This is a genomic window from Sphingomonas sp. Sphisp66 (genome assembly GCF_047324325.1).
GTDB lineage: Bacteria > Pseudomonadota > Alphaproteobacteria > Sphingomonadales > Sphingomonadaceae > Sphingomonas.
In genome coordinates this window covers 1,937,223-1,951,577 of sequence record NZ_CP168508.1, presented here as the reverse complement: position 1 = coordinate 1,951,577, position 14,355 = coordinate 1,937,223, and the positions used below count along the sequence as shown (strand labels likewise).

General features: G+C 67.4%; 15 protein-coding genes. 4 read left to right on the top strand and 11 right to left on the bottom strand.

The annotated features are described in order from the left end of the window. Window positions 1-13 precede the first annotated feature (13 nt). Together ACEN8G_RS09545 and ACEN8G_RS09540 are read left to right on the top strand one after the other, a co-directional pair. On the top strand, window positions 14-328 hold the full coding sequence (locus tag ACEN8G_RS09545; protein ID WP_413415378.1) for a hypothetical protein: 315 nt from the start codon (window positions 14-16) through the stop codon (window positions 326-328). A gap of 91 nt (window positions 329-419) precedes the next feature. After that, window positions 420-1,853 carry a cell wall hydrolase gene (locus tag ACEN8G_RS09540; protein ID WP_413415377.1) on the top strand — a complete coding sequence of 478 codons (1,434 nt, stop codon included), beginning with the start codon at window positions 420-422 and terminating at the stop codon, window positions 1,851-1,853. Here the strand turns inward: ACEN8G_RS09540 and ACEN8G_RS09535 are convergent. The 8 genes from ACEN8G_RS09535 to ACEN8G_RS09500 all read right to left on the bottom strand — a co-directional run bounded on the left by ACEN8G_RS09535 (window position 1,850) and on the right by ACEN8G_RS09500 (window position 8,287). After that, entirely contained in the window at window positions 1,850-3,292 is a 1,443-nt protein-coding gene (locus tag ACEN8G_RS09535) for a PH domain-containing protein (protein WP_413415376.1), read from the bottom strand. The two genes, ACEN8G_RS09540 and ACEN8G_RS09535, sit on opposite strands and share 4 nt — an antisense overlap. After that, on the bottom strand, window positions 3,285-3,764 hold the full coding sequence (locus ACEN8G_RS09530; protein WP_413415375.1) for a PH domain-containing protein: 480 nt from the start codon (window positions 3,762-3,764) through the stop codon (window positions 3,285-3,287). Before ACEN8G_RS09530 ends, ACEN8G_RS09535 begins: the two co-directional genes overlap by 8 nt. 108 nt (window positions 3,765-3,872) lie before the next feature. Beyond that, complete coding sequence (locus tag ACEN8G_RS09525) at window positions 3,873-4,460, bottom strand: hypothetical protein (protein WP_413415373.1); 588 nt, start codon at window positions 4,458-4,460, stop codon at window positions 3,873-3,875. Window positions 4,461-4,699: 239 nt separating this feature from the next. Then, window positions 4,700-6,502, bottom strand: coding sequence for an acyl-CoA dehydrogenase C-terminal domain-containing protein (locus tag ACEN8G_RS09520; RefSeq protein WP_413415372.1), 1,803 nt, complete (start codon window positions 6,500-6,502; stop codon window positions 4,700-4,702). An 18-nt stretch (window positions 6,503-6,520) separates the two neighbouring features. Beyond that, window positions 6,521-6,940, bottom strand: coding sequence for a MerR family transcriptional regulator (locus tag ACEN8G_RS09515; RefSeq protein ID WP_413415371.1), 420 nt, complete (start codon window positions 6,938-6,940; stop codon window positions 6,521-6,523). Window positions 6,941-7,086: 146 nt separating this feature from the next. Next, window positions 7,087-7,593, bottom strand: coding sequence for a hypothetical protein (locus ACEN8G_RS09510; RefSeq protein WP_413415370.1), 507 nt, complete (start codon window positions 7,591-7,593; stop codon window positions 7,087-7,089). After that, window positions 7,590-7,946: a phosphoribosyl-AMP cyclohydrolase gene (gene hisI, locus ACEN8G_RS09505; protein WP_413415369.1), complete on the bottom strand. Its 357-nt coding sequence runs from the start codon at window positions 7,944-7,946 to the stop codon at window positions 7,590-7,592. Before hisI ends, ACEN8G_RS09510 begins: the two co-directional genes overlap by 4 nt. Window positions 7,947-8,050: 104 nt before the next feature. Next, window positions 8,051-8,287 carry a Rho termination factor N-terminal domain-containing protein gene (locus tag ACEN8G_RS09500; RefSeq protein ID WP_413415368.1) on the bottom strand — a complete coding sequence of 79 codons (237 nt, stop codon included), beginning with the start codon at window positions 8,285-8,287 and terminating at the stop codon, window positions 8,051-8,053. A gap of 131 nt (window positions 8,288-8,418) precedes the next feature. Here ACEN8G_RS09500 and purF point away from each other — a divergent pair, with 131 nt between their 5' ends. Together purF and ACEN8G_RS09490 are read left to right on the top strand one after the other, a co-directional pair. Beyond that, window positions 8,419-9,879 (top strand): amidophosphoribosyltransferase, encoded by a 1,461-nt coding sequence (purF, locus tag ACEN8G_RS09495; protein ID WP_413415367.1) that lies wholly within the window; start codon window positions 8,419-8,421, stop codon window positions 9,877-9,879. A gap of 7 nt (window positions 9,880-9,886) precedes the next feature. Continuing rightward, entirely contained in the window at window positions 9,887-10,600 is a 714-nt protein-coding gene (locus ACEN8G_RS09490) for an SDR family NAD(P)-dependent oxidoreductase (protein ID WP_413415366.1), read from the top strand. A gap of 69 nt (window positions 10,601-10,669) precedes the next feature. Here the strand turns inward: ACEN8G_RS09490 and ACEN8G_RS09485 are convergent, their stop codons facing one another. Genes ACEN8G_RS09485 through ACEN8G_RS09475 form a run of 3 tightly spaced genes read right to left on the bottom strand, consistent with a single transcriptional unit; the run spans window position 10,670 to window position 14,287 of the window. Continuing rightward, entirely contained in the window at window positions 10,670-11,851 is a 1,182-nt protein-coding gene (locus ACEN8G_RS09485) for a serine hydrolase domain-containing protein (RefSeq protein WP_413415365.1), read from the bottom strand. Then, window positions 11,851-13,086, bottom strand: coding sequence for a class I SAM-dependent methyltransferase (locus ACEN8G_RS09480; protein ID WP_413415364.1), 1,236 nt, complete (start codon window positions 13,084-13,086; stop codon window positions 11,851-11,853). The genes ACEN8G_RS09485 and ACEN8G_RS09480 overlap by 1 nt, the downstream gene beginning before the upstream one ends. A 40-nt stretch (window positions 13,087-13,126) precedes the next feature. Then, a complete protein-coding gene (locus ACEN8G_RS09475; RefSeq protein ID WP_413415363.1) occupies window positions 13,127-14,287 on the bottom strand; it encodes an acyltransferase family protein in 1,161 nt (386 codons plus the stop codon). Window positions 14,288-14,355: the final 68 nt, after the last annotated feature.

The following is a 14,355-nucleotide window of genomic DNA, read 5'->3' as shown; positions in this document are numbered from 1 at the left end:
CGGGGGGGAATTCGTGCGCAATGCGATGATTCTGGTGAGCGTGATGCTCGCCATCTATCTGGGGTGGCCGCTCGCCTTCGGAGGCAAGCAGCGTGGGCTGGAAACGCCGGCGGAAGCGCGCGGCGTGGTGGCAGCGCCGGTTTCGGTCGCGAAGCATGCCAGGCCAGTGGCCATGGCCAAGCTCGCGGCGCCTGCGCGTCCCGAGAGCTGCTACAAGCGCTATCAGCGCGAAGTGAAGCTCTGCACGGGCGCCACCGCTGCCGCCTGCAAGCTCGGCGCGGCCGATCATTGGGACATGTGCGAAGCCACGGGCTTCTGGCCGAACTGAGCCCTTCGCGGGCAGGCTGACCGGGCATTGCGGCGTTTCGGCGCCGCAATGGTTCCAACCTTGTGACTTCTGCGTTATGGGCGGCGACCCCATGCCGACCCTCCCTTCCCTTCGCACCATCGGAGCGCCCTCGCTCCGCGTCTCGCCCCTGCTGGCGGCGCTGCTCGGCCTCGTCACGATCGTGGCGATCGCGCTGCCGCTCTGGCTGGTGGCGCACACCCCGCGCACGGTGGTGCACAAGCGCGGGCCGGTGAAGGTGTCGCACCGGGTGGTGCCCAAGTCAGAATTGCCGCCGGTCGAGCCGGTCGAGCTCCAGGTCGTCACCCCGGACGACGCGCGGACCTTCAACGCCTCCATCCCCTTCTCCACCCTGCCCAACCCGGCGGCGCGGCCGTTCAATATCTTCGGCGCCGAGGACAGTCGGGCGCGGGCGGTCGATTGCCTTGCCGCCGCGGTCTATTACGAGGCGGGCGACGATGCCGAGGGGCAGCGCGCCGTGGCACAGGTGATCATCAACCGCGCGCGCCACCCGGCCTTCCCCAAGTCGATCTGCGGCGTGGTGTTCCAGGGCTCGGAACGCTCGACGGGCTGCCAGTTCACCTTCACCTGCGACGGCGCGATGCTGCGCTACTTGCCGACCGCCGCGGCCTGGGAGCGTGCGCGCTACGTCGCCCGGATCGCGCTGAACGGCTCGGTCTACAAGCCGGTCGGCCACGCCACCCATTATCACACCGACTGGGTGGTGCCGTACTGGAGCGCCAGCCTCGAGAAGATCACCGCGGTCCATACCCATCTCTTCTTCCGCTGGGCGGGCTGGTGGGGCACGCCGCCGGCGTTCAACCGCGCCTATACCGGCGTCGAGCCCAACATCGCGCTGATGGCGCGGCTCGCCCCCGACAACTTCCAGCCCGACCCGACGATCGAGGGGCTGGTGCCTGGGACGGTCGGCAGCGACGGCGCGTTCATCGACCCCGCCTCGATCCCGCAAAGCGCCGTCCCCGCGCCGATGGCGGTCGAGGGCGGCGGCGAATCGAACAACTTCATGCTTACCCTTCCCCAGGGCATCGGCCCCGATGCCTTTGCCGCCCTCGCCATCCGCACCTGCGGCGAGCGGCCCTATTGCAAGTTCATGGCCTGGGCGGATTCGAAGCAGACCCCGGCCAAGCTGCCGCTCTCCACCGCCCAGGTCTCGACCATGTCGTTCAGCTATCTGCGCGACGAGACGCAGGGCTTCGCCAAGGCGCTGTGGAACTGCGCCCAGTTCCGCCGCCCCAGCCCGGTCCAGTGCATGCGCGCCCAGATCCCGACCGAGATGGCCGCGCCCGCTCCCGCCGCGACGCCGATCCCCGGCGCCACCCCGCTCGCTGCGCCCGCGCCGCTGACCGGAATCCGGCGCAAGGTCGAGGCGGTGACGCCGGCCAGTGCGCCAGCGACAGTGCCGGCCCAGGGCAAGGGCGCGGTGAGCTTCACCCTGCCCGTGCCGCGCCCCTCGCCGACCCCGCGCCCCACGCCCGAGGCGCGCTAGTCGACCCGGGCCGCCAGTGCCTGGGTCAGCGCCAGCGCGGCATCGAGCGGGGCATCGGTCACATTGGGGCGATGCAGGCCATTTGCACCCGCCGTGTCCACCACCACCGTCGCCACGCCGAGCCAGCGCTGCAGCCAGCTCTGCTGCACGGTGAGCGTCTGGATCGACTCGAAGGGCACGATCCAGTCGCGCTGCGAGAGCACCCCGCGCATCACCTGCAGGCTGGTGTCGCGCAGGGCATAGCGATGGAAACTGCGCTGGAAGAGCGCGACGACCACCGGCACGGGAACCAGCAGCAGCCCCCACCAGAGCGGCGGCAGGAACCAGCCGGCGATCCCGAAGACCAGCGCCACCGGCACGCCATGGCGGATCGCCGAGCGCAAGATGTGCGCCGAGGCCACCGGACGCAAGCCGATCCGCTCGAACGGCGGCAAGGGCGTGGCGGCGACGACCTCGGCCGCTTCCGCCGCAGTGGCGAAGGGGGCCAGCTCCTGCCGGCCCGAAGGATCGTCGCTGCCGCCCAGCGTCTGCACCGCGACGGTGTTCCAGCCCAGCCGCCCGCTGATCGCCCCGCGATGGACGAGGCCGAGCTGGATGCGTCGGTCGGCGATCACCACTTCTGATCGGGTCAGCAGCCCACGCACGCGGCGGAAGCGGCCCGGCTCATGGCTGAGCGTGAAGCCATAGTCGCGCAGCAGCGTGCGGACGATGCCCGCAACCACCCCGAGCAACAGTGCCACCGCCAGCACCAGGGCCAGCGCCAGGAGGCTGAACTGGGCGAGAGCGACCCGCTCGGCCTCGCCGAACCATTTCTCCCAATCGAACTCCACCACCCGGTCGATCGAGTGGATCGCGCCATAGATCGCGGCGAGCCAGAGCATCGAGAAGCCGAACACCCCGCGTAGCAGGACGCGGCCGAGCGACATGGCGTAGACGGTGCGACGCTCGGGCTCGGCGGGGGTTGGTTCGTCTGCACCTGCCGGAGCGGTGGGACGATAGGCGCGCAGCAGGGCACGCAGCCGCTCGGCTTCGGCGAGCGAGACGCTGTCGAGCTCGGCCTCCTCGGCCTTGCCGCCGCCGGTCTCGATCCGGACCAGCGCCAGGCCGAAGATGCGGGCGAAGGGACTGCGCTCGATCGACACGTCCTGGATGCGGCCGCGCGGGATCGAACGGCGGCTGCGCTGCACCAGGCCATGCTGGATCAGCACCTCCTCTTCGCCGATCGTGTAGGTGAAGGTCCACCAGCCGAGCCAGGTCGTGACGATCACCGCCGCGGCAATGACGGCAAAGGTGGCGAACGCCATCACCGGATGGAACTCCCGCCCGGCGAAGCCCAGCACCAGCGGCGGGACGACGAGTGTGGACGGCGCGCGCTTCACGAAGCGCATGATCACGGTGAGGACGTGGAGCCGCTGTGGCGCCGAGCCGGCGTCAGTCATGCCCGGCGCTGCCGATCCGCTCGCGGATCGCGTCGCGGATATCCTCGGCGGTGTCACGGGAAACGCCCGGAAGCACCACGAAGTTGTTCTCGCTGCCCGCCGTGTGGACGATCAGCCGCGCGACCCCGAACAGCCGCTCGAGCACGTCCTGGGCCACGTCGATATGCTGGACGCGGAGGACCGGGACGATGGTGTGCACGCGGGTGAACAGCCCATATTCGACATGGAGCTCGCTGCCGGTGAAAGCATAGCCCCAGCGGCGCCAGCTGCGCCCCGGCGCGAAGACGGCGATCCACAAGGCGAGCAGCAGCACCGGCGCCAGGATCAGCCCCGGTATCGGCAGGCCGGGCACGAAGATCTCCGCGGCGACGGCGGCAGCGAGCAGGACGAGCGCATTGCGGATCGCCCGCAGGCGGATGACGTGAAGCTGCCCACGCTCGAGTGGCGTGAGCGGTACGATGGCCAAGGTCATGAAAAGACTATCGACACCCCCGGTTCGCGGCTCAAGTGCCTTACTGCACCATTACGGCGTCGGCATGACATATCGCGCCAAAGTTCATGAAGTTCACGCCAAAGCCCCCTATTCCTCCCTGCCGATCTGCTTCCAATGTCCGCCCAGACCCTCGCGGACGAGTTTGTAGACTTGATTGTTCGGGTGCTTCGGCGCGCAGAAGCCCGACAGATTATAGGTCCTGCCCGCCTCGCGCAGCTCGGTGAGATAGCCGGGACCATCCGTACAGATCACCAGCTCCGACGGATCCTTATTGGGCATGCGCTCGGGATCGAACAACAGGGCGTGAACGCGTCGGGCGATGCCGGCGTAGCTGCAATCGCCCTGCACGCAGAAGGCGAGGTTGAGCGAGCGCTCGGCGGCCAGGCGGCAGCGGGTTTGCGACAGATTGCACTGGTGGCGGACGGTATCGAGCGATGCGACCGCCTCTCCCTTCTCGCCGGGCGTGATGGTGACGATGTTGCGCTCGCCACCGCGCAGCGCGGGCGTGGTGCTGAACCGGATAGCGGCGTCGCCGATCTCGCCGAGCCTGGGGCTGGCGAAGGGGTTGCGATCGGCCTGCTTCGTTAGCCACGAATCCCCGGTGGTGCGATCGGGGTCGTTCCCGGGATTGAAGTCGTTCGGGCCCAGCAGCAACAGCAATGCGAATGTCAGCATCCGGCACCTCCCCTTGGGGGCCGGATGCAAACATTTGAAATCCTACATTGCAAGCGGGATCGGATCTCCAGCCCATTCCTCCGTCACCCTGAACTTGTTTGGCATCTATCCCGCTGGAACAGGGCTTCTGTCCGTCATCCCGGCGAAAGCCGGGATCTCAGGCAGCAGCGCGGGACAAGAGCCGCACAAGATCCCGGCTTTCGCCGGGATGACGGTTATGGTGCCGGGGGTAGGCCTATTTACGCCGCCCGGAACAGATCCGGGTCGAGCGCCATCACCGTTTCGCTGCCGGCCTCGATCTTGCGGCGCAGGCCGCTCGCGTCCGGGAAGAAGCGCTCGGCGTAGAAGCGGGCGGTGACCAGCTTGGCTTCGTAGAACTTCGCGTCGCCCTCGCCCGTGGCCAGTGCTGCGGCGGCTGCCTTGGCCATGCGGAGCCACATCAGGCCGAGCGCCACCGTGCCGGTGAGCTGCATATAGGGATAGGCGCCGGCACCGACGTCGTTCGGGTTCTTGAAGCCGTTCTGGGCGAGCCACATTGTCGCGCCCTGGAGATGGCCAAGCGTCTTCTCCAGCCCTTCGGCGAGGACAGCGAGCTTCTCGTCCGACTTCGCAGCGGCGGCTTCCTCGGCGACCAGCTTGAAGAAGGCCTGGACCGCGCGGCCGCCGTTCATGGCGAGCTTGCGGCCGACCAGGTCCATCGCCTGGACGCCGTTGGTGCCCTCATAGATCATCGAGATGCGGGCATCGCGGACATATTGCTCCATGCCCCATTCGGCGATGTAGCCATGCCCGCCATAGACCTGCTGGCTGTCGGTCGCGACCTTGTAGCCGATGTCGGTGCCGACGCCCTTGATCACCGGGGTGAGCAGGCCGACCAGGTCCGCGGCGAGCTGGCGCTCCTCCTCGGTCGGGGCGGCGTGCTCGAGATCGACCTGGAGCGCCCCCCACAGGCACAGCGCGCGCATGCCCTCGGTCTGCGCCTTTGCTTCCATCAGCATGCGGCGGACGTCCGGGTGGACGAACAGCGTGTCGGCCTTTTCGTTCGGCTCCTGCGGGCCGGTGAGCGCGCGGCCCTGGCGACGGTCATGCGCATACTGGACGGCGTTCTGCAGCGCGACTTCGCCGACACCGAGGCCCTGGAGGCCCACACCCAGACGAGCAGCGTTCATCATGATGAACATCGCGGCAAGGCCCTTCATCTCCTCGCCGACGAGCCAGCCGGTGGCGCCGTCATAGTTCATCACGCAGGTCGAGTTGGCGTGGATGCCCATCTTGTGCTCGATCGAGCCGCAGGTGACGGCGTTGCGCGCGCCCAGCGTGTCATCGTCGTTGACCAGGAACTTGGGCACCACGAACAGCGAGATGCCCTTGCTGCTCTCCGGCGCGCCGGGCGTCTTGGCGAGGACGAGGTGGATGATGTTCTCGGTCAGGTCATGCTCGCCCGACGAGATGAAGATCTTGGTGCCGGTGATCGAGTAGCTGCCATCGGCGTTCGGCTCGGCGCGGGTGCGGATCAGGCCGAGATCGGTGCCGCACTGCGGCTCGGTGAGGTTCATCGTGCCGCCCCAGGTGCCGGCGACCATCTTGGGGACATACTTCGCCTGCTGCTCGGGCGAGCCCTTGACCAGCAGCGACGCGATCGCGCCGTGGGTGAGGCCGGGATACATGGCGAAGGCCATGTTGGCGGAGATCATATACTCCTGGAACGCGGTGGAGATGACGTGCGGCATCCCCTGGCCGCCGAACTCGACGGGCGCGCTCAGCGTGCCCCAGCCGCTCTCGACGAACTGGTTGTACGCTTCCTTGTAGCCGGCGGGGGTGGTGACGCTGCCGTCGTCATGGCGCTTGCAGCCCTCCTGGTCGCCCGAATGGTTGAGCGGGAACAGGACTTCCGCGACGAACTGGCCGCCCTGCTCGAGCACGGCGTCGACCGTGTCGGGGGTGGCGTTCTCGAAGCCGGGCAGGTTGGCGTAGCGATCGAGGCCGATCACCTGCTCGAGGATGAAGCGCGTGTCGCGCACCGGCGGGGTGTACTGGGGCATTTCAGGGTTCCTCGGGGGTTAGTCGCTGCTCTTGAGCAGTTCGACGAATTGCTGGAGCTCGGTGATGTGCGCGTCGATGTCGCGCTTCTGGTTCTCGAGCAGCTCGATGCGTTCGAGGCAGCGCTCGAGCGTGAACTGCTTCTGGGTGCTGCGGCCGTCGCCGACATCGTAGAGGTCGATCATCTCGCGGATCTCGGCCAGGCTGAAGCCGACGCGCTTGCCGCGCAGGATCCAGGCGAGCCGGGCACGGTCGCGGTGTGAATAGATGCGGGTGGTGCCGCGGCGCTCGGGGCCGATCAGCCCCTCGTCCTCATAGAAGCGCAAGGCGCGCGGCGTGACCGAGAACTCGGCGCACAGGTCCGAGATGGTGAAGGAGTCGCGGTCCGGGCGCTGATCGATCGGCGCCAGGGCCTCGAGCGGAAAGGCTGGTGCGTTCATGGGCATGGAAAATACCTTCCCCTTACGTGAACGTCAACTCACTACATCCGTCATCCCGGCGAAAGCTGGGATCTCGTGCGGCTCCTTCCCCGCGCCTTCGCCTGAGATCCCGGCTTTTGCCGGGATGACGGACTGGTGGGCGACGGTTACTGCGCGCCGCAGAGCCTCTTGCCGCTGGCATCGCGCATCGCCGCGGCCTCGGCCGCCGACTCGCTGAGCCGCGCAACCTCCAGCCCCGCATAGGAGGCGCGTTTTGCGCAGAATTTGTTGCAGCCATCGGGCAGCGCGCCCGGGAAGGCGATCTTGTCGCCGTCGTACTTGGCGTCGAACGAGCAGCTGCCGTCCTCGCCGAACTCGATATGGAGCGCCTCCCCTACCCGGCTCGCCCTGCCCGAGCCGCTGCAGGTGATGCGGTCGCCATAGTCGACGAACGCTCCGATCCGGTAGCCGAGCTCCTCGTCGGGGACGATGCAGATGCGGTCGGTGTCGCGGGCGTAGAGGCCGGCGACGTCGGTATCCGCCGGATTGCGGACCAGGCCGCGCTCGATCGCGGCCTTTTCGAGGTCCTGGGGCTTCTCGGCCTTTTGCGCGGGAGTACCGCCGCCCGAGCAGGCGGCGAGGAGCAAGGCGAGGGGCAGTCCGGCGCGCTTCATCCGCGGAGGAGCTTTCCGCCCTCGACGATCCGGTAGAAGCAGCTCGGCGCGCCGGTGTGGCAGGCCGGGCCGTGCGGCTCGACCTTGAGCCAGACGGCGTCCTGGTCGCAGTCGATCCGGGCTTCGAGCACCTTGAGGACATGGCCCGAGGTCTCGCCCTTCTTCCAGAGCCTGCCGCGGCTGCGCGACCAGAAGGTGGCCTCACCGGTATCGAGCGTCGCCTGGAGCGCCTCGGCATTCATGTGCGCGAGCATCAGCACCGTGCCGTCGGGTGCGGTGCAGACCGCGGTGATCAAGCCGGCGGCGTCGTATTTCGGGTCGAGCACGAGGCCCGTTTCGCGTTCATTGTCCACGGAGGTTGCTCTAGCCAACCCCGTGTTCCTGCGAAAGCAGGAACCCAGAGCCAAAAGCGGTGCCGCTTGTAACCCTGGGCTCCTGCTTTCGCAGGAGCGCGAGCTCAGCGATCCCGAATCGCGTCGATCAGCTCGTCCTTGTCCATCTTCGAGCGGCCTTCGATGCCGATCTCCTTCGCCTCGTCGTAGAGTTCGTCCTTCGAGCGGTCCTCCAGCTTGCCGCCGCGATGGTCGATCGAGCCATTCGCCTGCGCATTGGCGATTCGCGCCGACTTCTCCTTCGAGTTCCCTTCGTCGCGCAGCTTCTCGTAGAGCGCCTCGTTCTTGATCTGCCCGGGCATGGAAACGTCTCCTTCTGCCCTGAAAAACAACCGGAAAACCCTGCAAGTTCATTTCTTTGTGACAGACCGGCGACAAATCGCGCCGAAGCGCCTATATGCCCGCCCGACAGTTCCAAACCCCTTGAGGGCCGATGCTTACCACGAACCCGTTCGATGACGACAAGCTGCGCGAAGAGTGCGGCATTTTCGGCGTTTCCGGCATGGACGGCGCTGCCGCCGCGGTCGCGCTCGGCCTGCATGCGCTGCAGCACCGTGGCCAGGAGGCGGCGGGCATCACCAGCTTCGACGGCCGCCAGTTCCACATCCACCGCGCAATGGGCCATGTCGCCGGCAATTTCGACCGCGACGACGTGATCCGCGGGCTGCACGGCGACACCGCCTGCGGCCATGTCCGCTACTCGACGACCGGCGAGACCTCGCTGCGCAACGTGCAGCCGCTCTACGCCGAGCTGGCGAGCGGCGGCTTCGCGATCGCGCATAACGGCAACATCTCGAACGCGATGCGCCTGCGCCGCGACCTGATCCGCCGCGGCGCGATCTTCCAGTCGACCAGCGACACCGAGGTGATCATCCACCTCGTCGCGACCTCGCAGTTCCGCACGCTGATCGACCGCTTCATCGACGCGCTGAAGCAGGTCGAGGGCGCCTATTCGCTGATCGTCATGACCCCCGAGGGCATGATCGCCTGCCGCGATCCGCTGGGCATCCGCCCGCTGGTGATGGGCAAGCTCGACGACACGATCGTCTTCGCCTCGGAGACGGTGGCGCTCGACGTGGTCGGCGCCGACTATGTCCGCGACGTCGAGCCGGGCGAACTGGTGATCGTCAAGGGCGGCGAGATCAGCTCGCACAAGCCCTTCGCCCCGGTCTCCGCGCGGCCGTGCATCTTCGAATATGTCTATTTCTCCCGCCCCGATTCGATCAGCGACAACCGCTCGGTCTATTCGGTGCGCAAGGCGATCGGCGCCCAGCTGGCGATCGAAGGGCCGGTGGATGCCGATCTGGTCGTCCCCGTCCCCGATTCGGGCGTGCCGGCGGCGATCGGCTATGCCCAGCAGAGCGGGATCCCGTTCGAGCTCGGCATCATCCGCTCGCACTATGTCGGCCGCACCTTCATCCAGCCGGGCGACCAGATCCGCCACCTGGGCGTGAAGCTGAAGCACAACGCCAATCGCGAGCTGATCAAGGGCAAGCGCGTGGTGCTGATCGACGATTCGATCGTGCGCGGCACGACCAGCCTCAAGATCGTGCAGATGATGCGCGAAGCCGGCGCGGCGGAAGTGCATATGCGCATCGCCTCGCCGCCGACCCGGCACAGCTGCTTCTACGGCGTCGATACGCCGGAGCGCGCCAAGCTGCTCGCCGCCAAGCTCGATGTGGGCGGGATGACCGACTTCATCCATGCCGACAGCCTGTCGTTCATCAGCATCGACGGCCTCTACAAGGCACTGGGCGAGGCGCACCGCGCGGACATCCACCCGAAATATTGCGACGCCTGCTTCACCGGCGAATATCCGACGACGCTGACCGACCAGGACGAGAACGGCCCGCCGACCGACCAGTTCGCGCTGCTCCACGAGCGCGTGGGCTAAGACCGGGATGAGCGAGGGGGCACTTTCGGGGCGCACGGCGCTCGTCACCGGCGCGAGCCGGGGCATCGGTGCGGCGACTGCGCTGGCACTGGCCGGCCACGGTGCGCATGTGATCCTGACCGCGCGCACCGCGGGCGGGCTCGAGGAAGTCGAGGAGGCGATCTTCGCCGCTGGCGGCTCCGCGACGATCGCGCCGATGGACCTGACCGAGAATGACAGCATCGCCCGCCTTGCCGAGGCGATCTCCGGGCGCTGGACGGCGCTCGACATACTGGTGCTCAACGCCGCGCAACTCGGCACGCTTAGTGCGGTGCCGGCGATCGACTTCAAGGAATTCGCCAAGGTGCTGACGCTCAACGTCACCGCCCAGGCGGCGATGCTGGCGGCGTTCGACCCGATGCTCAAGGCATCGAGCGGGGCGCGGGTGATCGGGGTTACGTCCAGTGTCGGCCGCACCGCGCGCGCCTATTGGGGCGTGTACGGTTCGTCCAAGGCAGCCTTCGAGAACCTGCTGCTCACCTATGGCGAGGAAGTCGCGCAGATCAGCAAGGTCCGCGTGGGCATCGTCGATCCGGGCGCGACCCGGACGAAGATGCGCGAGCGCGCCTTCCCGGGCGAGGATCCCGCGACGGTGAAGGCGCCGGAAGTGGTGGCCGAGGCGATCGCGAAGCTGGCGGTTTCGGGGTTCGAGAGCGGGCATTTCGAGCGAGTCGAGGGCTGAGCTCAAGCTCCCTCGCCCACGTCGTTCCCTCCCCTAGCCCCTCCCGCAAGCGGGAGGGGAATTTAGCGCCTACTTCGCCGCAGCCTCGAACAGCCGGTTGAGGAACGCCGTGCGCGCCTGGCCATAAGCGTCGTCGCTGGCCTTGGGCGCCGCGGCTGATACCGCGATCACCACCTTCGACTTCGGGTCCACCCGGATCGTCTGGCCAAAGATGCCCTGGGCGCCGAAGCGGCCCTCGGGATAGGTCCACCATTGATAGCCATAGCCGCGGCCCGGCACGCCGATATCGGCATGGGCGCTGGTCGACTCGCGGAACCAGCCCGGGGAGACGACGCCCTTGCCGCCCTCCAGCGCGAACTGGCCCATCCGGGCATAATCCCGCAGCGACACGGAGAGGCAGCAGCCGCTGACCTCGTGGCCGGACGGATCGACCATCCAGAAGGCATCCTGCTCCATGCCGTACGGCATCCAGATCTTGGCGCTGAGATAGGAGGCGAGCGGCTGCTTCGTCGCGCGCATCACCAGCACGCCGATCAGGTTGGTCTCGCCAGTCTTGTAGACCCATTTGGACCCCGGCGCGGACTCGCGGGGCAGCTTCTTCATGTAGAAGACGGTGGGGTCCTCACCCGCCGGCACCGGCTCTAGGAACATGCGGGCGACGTCCGACTTGGCGTTGGTATAGTCCTCGTTCCACTTCACGCCCGAGGTCATGGTGAGCAGCTGGGCGATGGTCACCCCGTCATAGCCACTGCCGGCGAGCTCGGGGATGTACTTGGTCACAGGCTCGTCGACCGACTTGATATAGCCGTCCTTGATCGCGGCACCGACCAGCGACGAGGTGAACGACTTGGCGACCGAGAAGCTGGTCCACCGCCCCTGCTGCGAATAGCCGCGGGCATAGCGTTCCAGCACGATCTTGCCGTCCTTGAGCACGATCAGCCCGGCGATGTTCTGCTGCGCGATGAAGGTGTCGAGATCGGCCTCGGGAAAGGCGAGCGGCTTGCCGGCGGGCAGCGCGCGGACCTTGCCGCCGGCCCGGACGATATGGCCGGGGAAGAGCTTTTCCATATGGGGGAAATTCTGGTCGCGCTGCGCCTGGCTCCAGAACAGCACCTCGGCACCGACCTTGCGCAGCCCGCTACTGTCACCGGACTGGATCTTCACCTCGGGCGAGACCACCGCCTGGGCCAATGCCCCCTGCCCCGCGAACGTCCCGAACGCGAGCGCACCCGCCAACAGCCAGTTCTTCATCACCCCTCCTCCTTGACCAAGGTGAGCTGGATGACGTCGATACCGCCACCTCTGAACCCACCTTCGCAATACATCAGATAATAGCGCCACAAGTCGATGAATTTGCGGTCGAATTGCTCAGGCAATGCACCCGCCGCCACGGCCGCGTCGAAGCGCTCGCGCCACAGGCGGAGCGTCTCGGCATAATCGAGGCCGAAGCCGGTGCGGTCCTGCGCCTTGAGCCCGCGCGCCGCGGCCAGTGCGCCGAACCGCTCCTCCGACAGCAACAGCCCGCCCGGAAAGACATAGGCCTGGATGAAGTCGACGTTCGAGGCATAGTCCTCGAAAAAGGCGTCGTCGAAGGTGATGACTTGCAGCGCGGCACGGCCGCCCGGCTTGAGCGCGCCGGCGATCGCATCGAGATAGGCGGGCCAATAGGCCTGTCCCACCGCCTCGGCCATCTCGATGCTCGCGACCGCGTCATAGCTGCCGGTGACGTCGCGATAGTCGGTAAGGGTGAAGCGGGCGTTCTGCGGCACGCGCGCCTCTGCCCAGGCCTTTTGCTCGGTCGAGAGCGTGATGCCATGGACCTTGCGGCCCTCGGCCACCGCCAGTTCGGCGAAGCTGCCCCAGCCACAGCCGATCTCGAGAATCTCGTCGCCGGCCCTGGTGTCGGTGCGCGCGAGGATCGCGGCGAGCTTCTCGTGCTGGGCCGCTTCCAGCGACTGGCCGGGCGCGGTGAACAGCGCGCTCGAATAGGTCATGCCGGGATCGAGCCAGAGCCGGTAGAAATCATTGCCCAGATCGTAATGGAAATGGATGTTCCGTCGCGATCCGCCACGATGGTTGCGATTGCGCCAGTGGAGCAGGCGCTTGATGCGCTTCGAGAAGCCGGTCGCGCGGGCCTGGCGGGCGAGCGCGGCGCGGTTGAGTCCGAACAGCGCGAAGAGCTGGACCGGATCGGGGCTCGCCCATTCGCCAAGCGCCCAGGCCTGGTACCAGCCAATCGAGCCGCCGATCGCGAGCCGGAGTAGCGCCCGCCAGCTGCGCAGGTCGACCACTGCCGCCGGCCCATCGGCGCGACCGCCGAGCAGGCGGGCCGTGCCATCGGGCAGGCCGAGCGACAGGCTTCCCTGGGCAATGCCCGCATCGATCCTGTCGAGCTGGCGGCGGAACACCGGGGCCAGGGTGCGCGAGAACCAGCCGGGTTTCCGCGGAGAATGGTCAGGGGCGGAAGGACTTAGCGGCGCATGCATTTCGAGGCGCACAATGCACGCGCCGGTGAGTCGGGCAAGCCTAGTGTGCGGGACGCTTCTTCACGCGCTCGCCATTGAAGAGATAGCGCAGCGCCGGGCTCAGCCTGATCAGCTTCCAGATGGCGTAGGAGCCGAAAAAGGCGGTGAGGCAGAGCAGGATGAACTTGGGCCAGACCGGGATCGGTAGCAAGTCGAGCCAGGGCGTGAACAGCACGATCAGCGGCTCGTGGAACAGGTAGATCACGAAGGAGGCGGAGACGAGCGCCTTCACCCAGCGGCGCTCGCCATGGATGAAATGGGCGAGCGCGCCGAGCGCCGCCTGGGTGAGGCAGATCGCGGCCACGCCGGTCAGCACCGGGCGCCAGAGGAACGGCACCATACGTGGGTAGAAGACCACCATGATGCTGGCGGCTAGCCCGGTGAGGAACAGGATCCAGGAGAAGCGGGCAAAGCGCCGGTCGAGCGCCGGGATGCGCTGGAGGACCGCGCCGAGCAGGAACCAGGGCAGATAGTCGAGCGCGTAGCGGGCCGAGAGGAAGTTGACAGAGAAGTTGCTCAGGTAGCGATAGCGCTCGAGCTGGAGCGCGCCGAGACCGCACAGGCCGAGGAGCAGGCCGGTGGCGAGGGTGATGGGAATGAACCATTGCACCAGCGCGCGCCGCTCCCCCTTGAGCTCGGCATGGGCGAGCGCTGGGAACAGCCAGACCAGGGCGGCCAGTCCGGCGGTGTAGTAGAGCAGCACCTGCACGAACCAGAGATGCTCGAACGGATTCCGCTCGGTCATCGTCATGATCTCCCACCACCGCCCGATCGGATCCGGATGGCCGGTCTCGAGCAGCAGCAGGAAGTGCATCGCCGGCACGAGCAGGAAGGTGCCGGCGAGGAAGGGCGGGACGAGCCGGTGGAGGCGCGACGGCAGATAGCTCGCCACCGGGCGGCGATGGAGCAGCATCGCGGCGAAATAGCCGGCGATCATGTAGAAGCCCGGCATGCGGAACAGATGGAGATAGTCGGCGATCTCGATGAAATCGCGCGACCGGTCATGGAAGTTCGCGATCCACGGCCCCGGGCGGACGGTCAGCGAGGCGTGGTAGGGAATGCCGAACAGCAGGAACACCGCCCGCAGCGCATCGAGATCATGCCGGCGCGCGCGCTCCTGGGGCGCGCGGAAGCTGTTGGGAGTGGCTTCGCCGGGGGTCATTGCGGATAGACGTTCGGCACCGGCGCAAGTTCATGCGCTTCGAAATCGGTTGTGGCGCCGATCAGCAT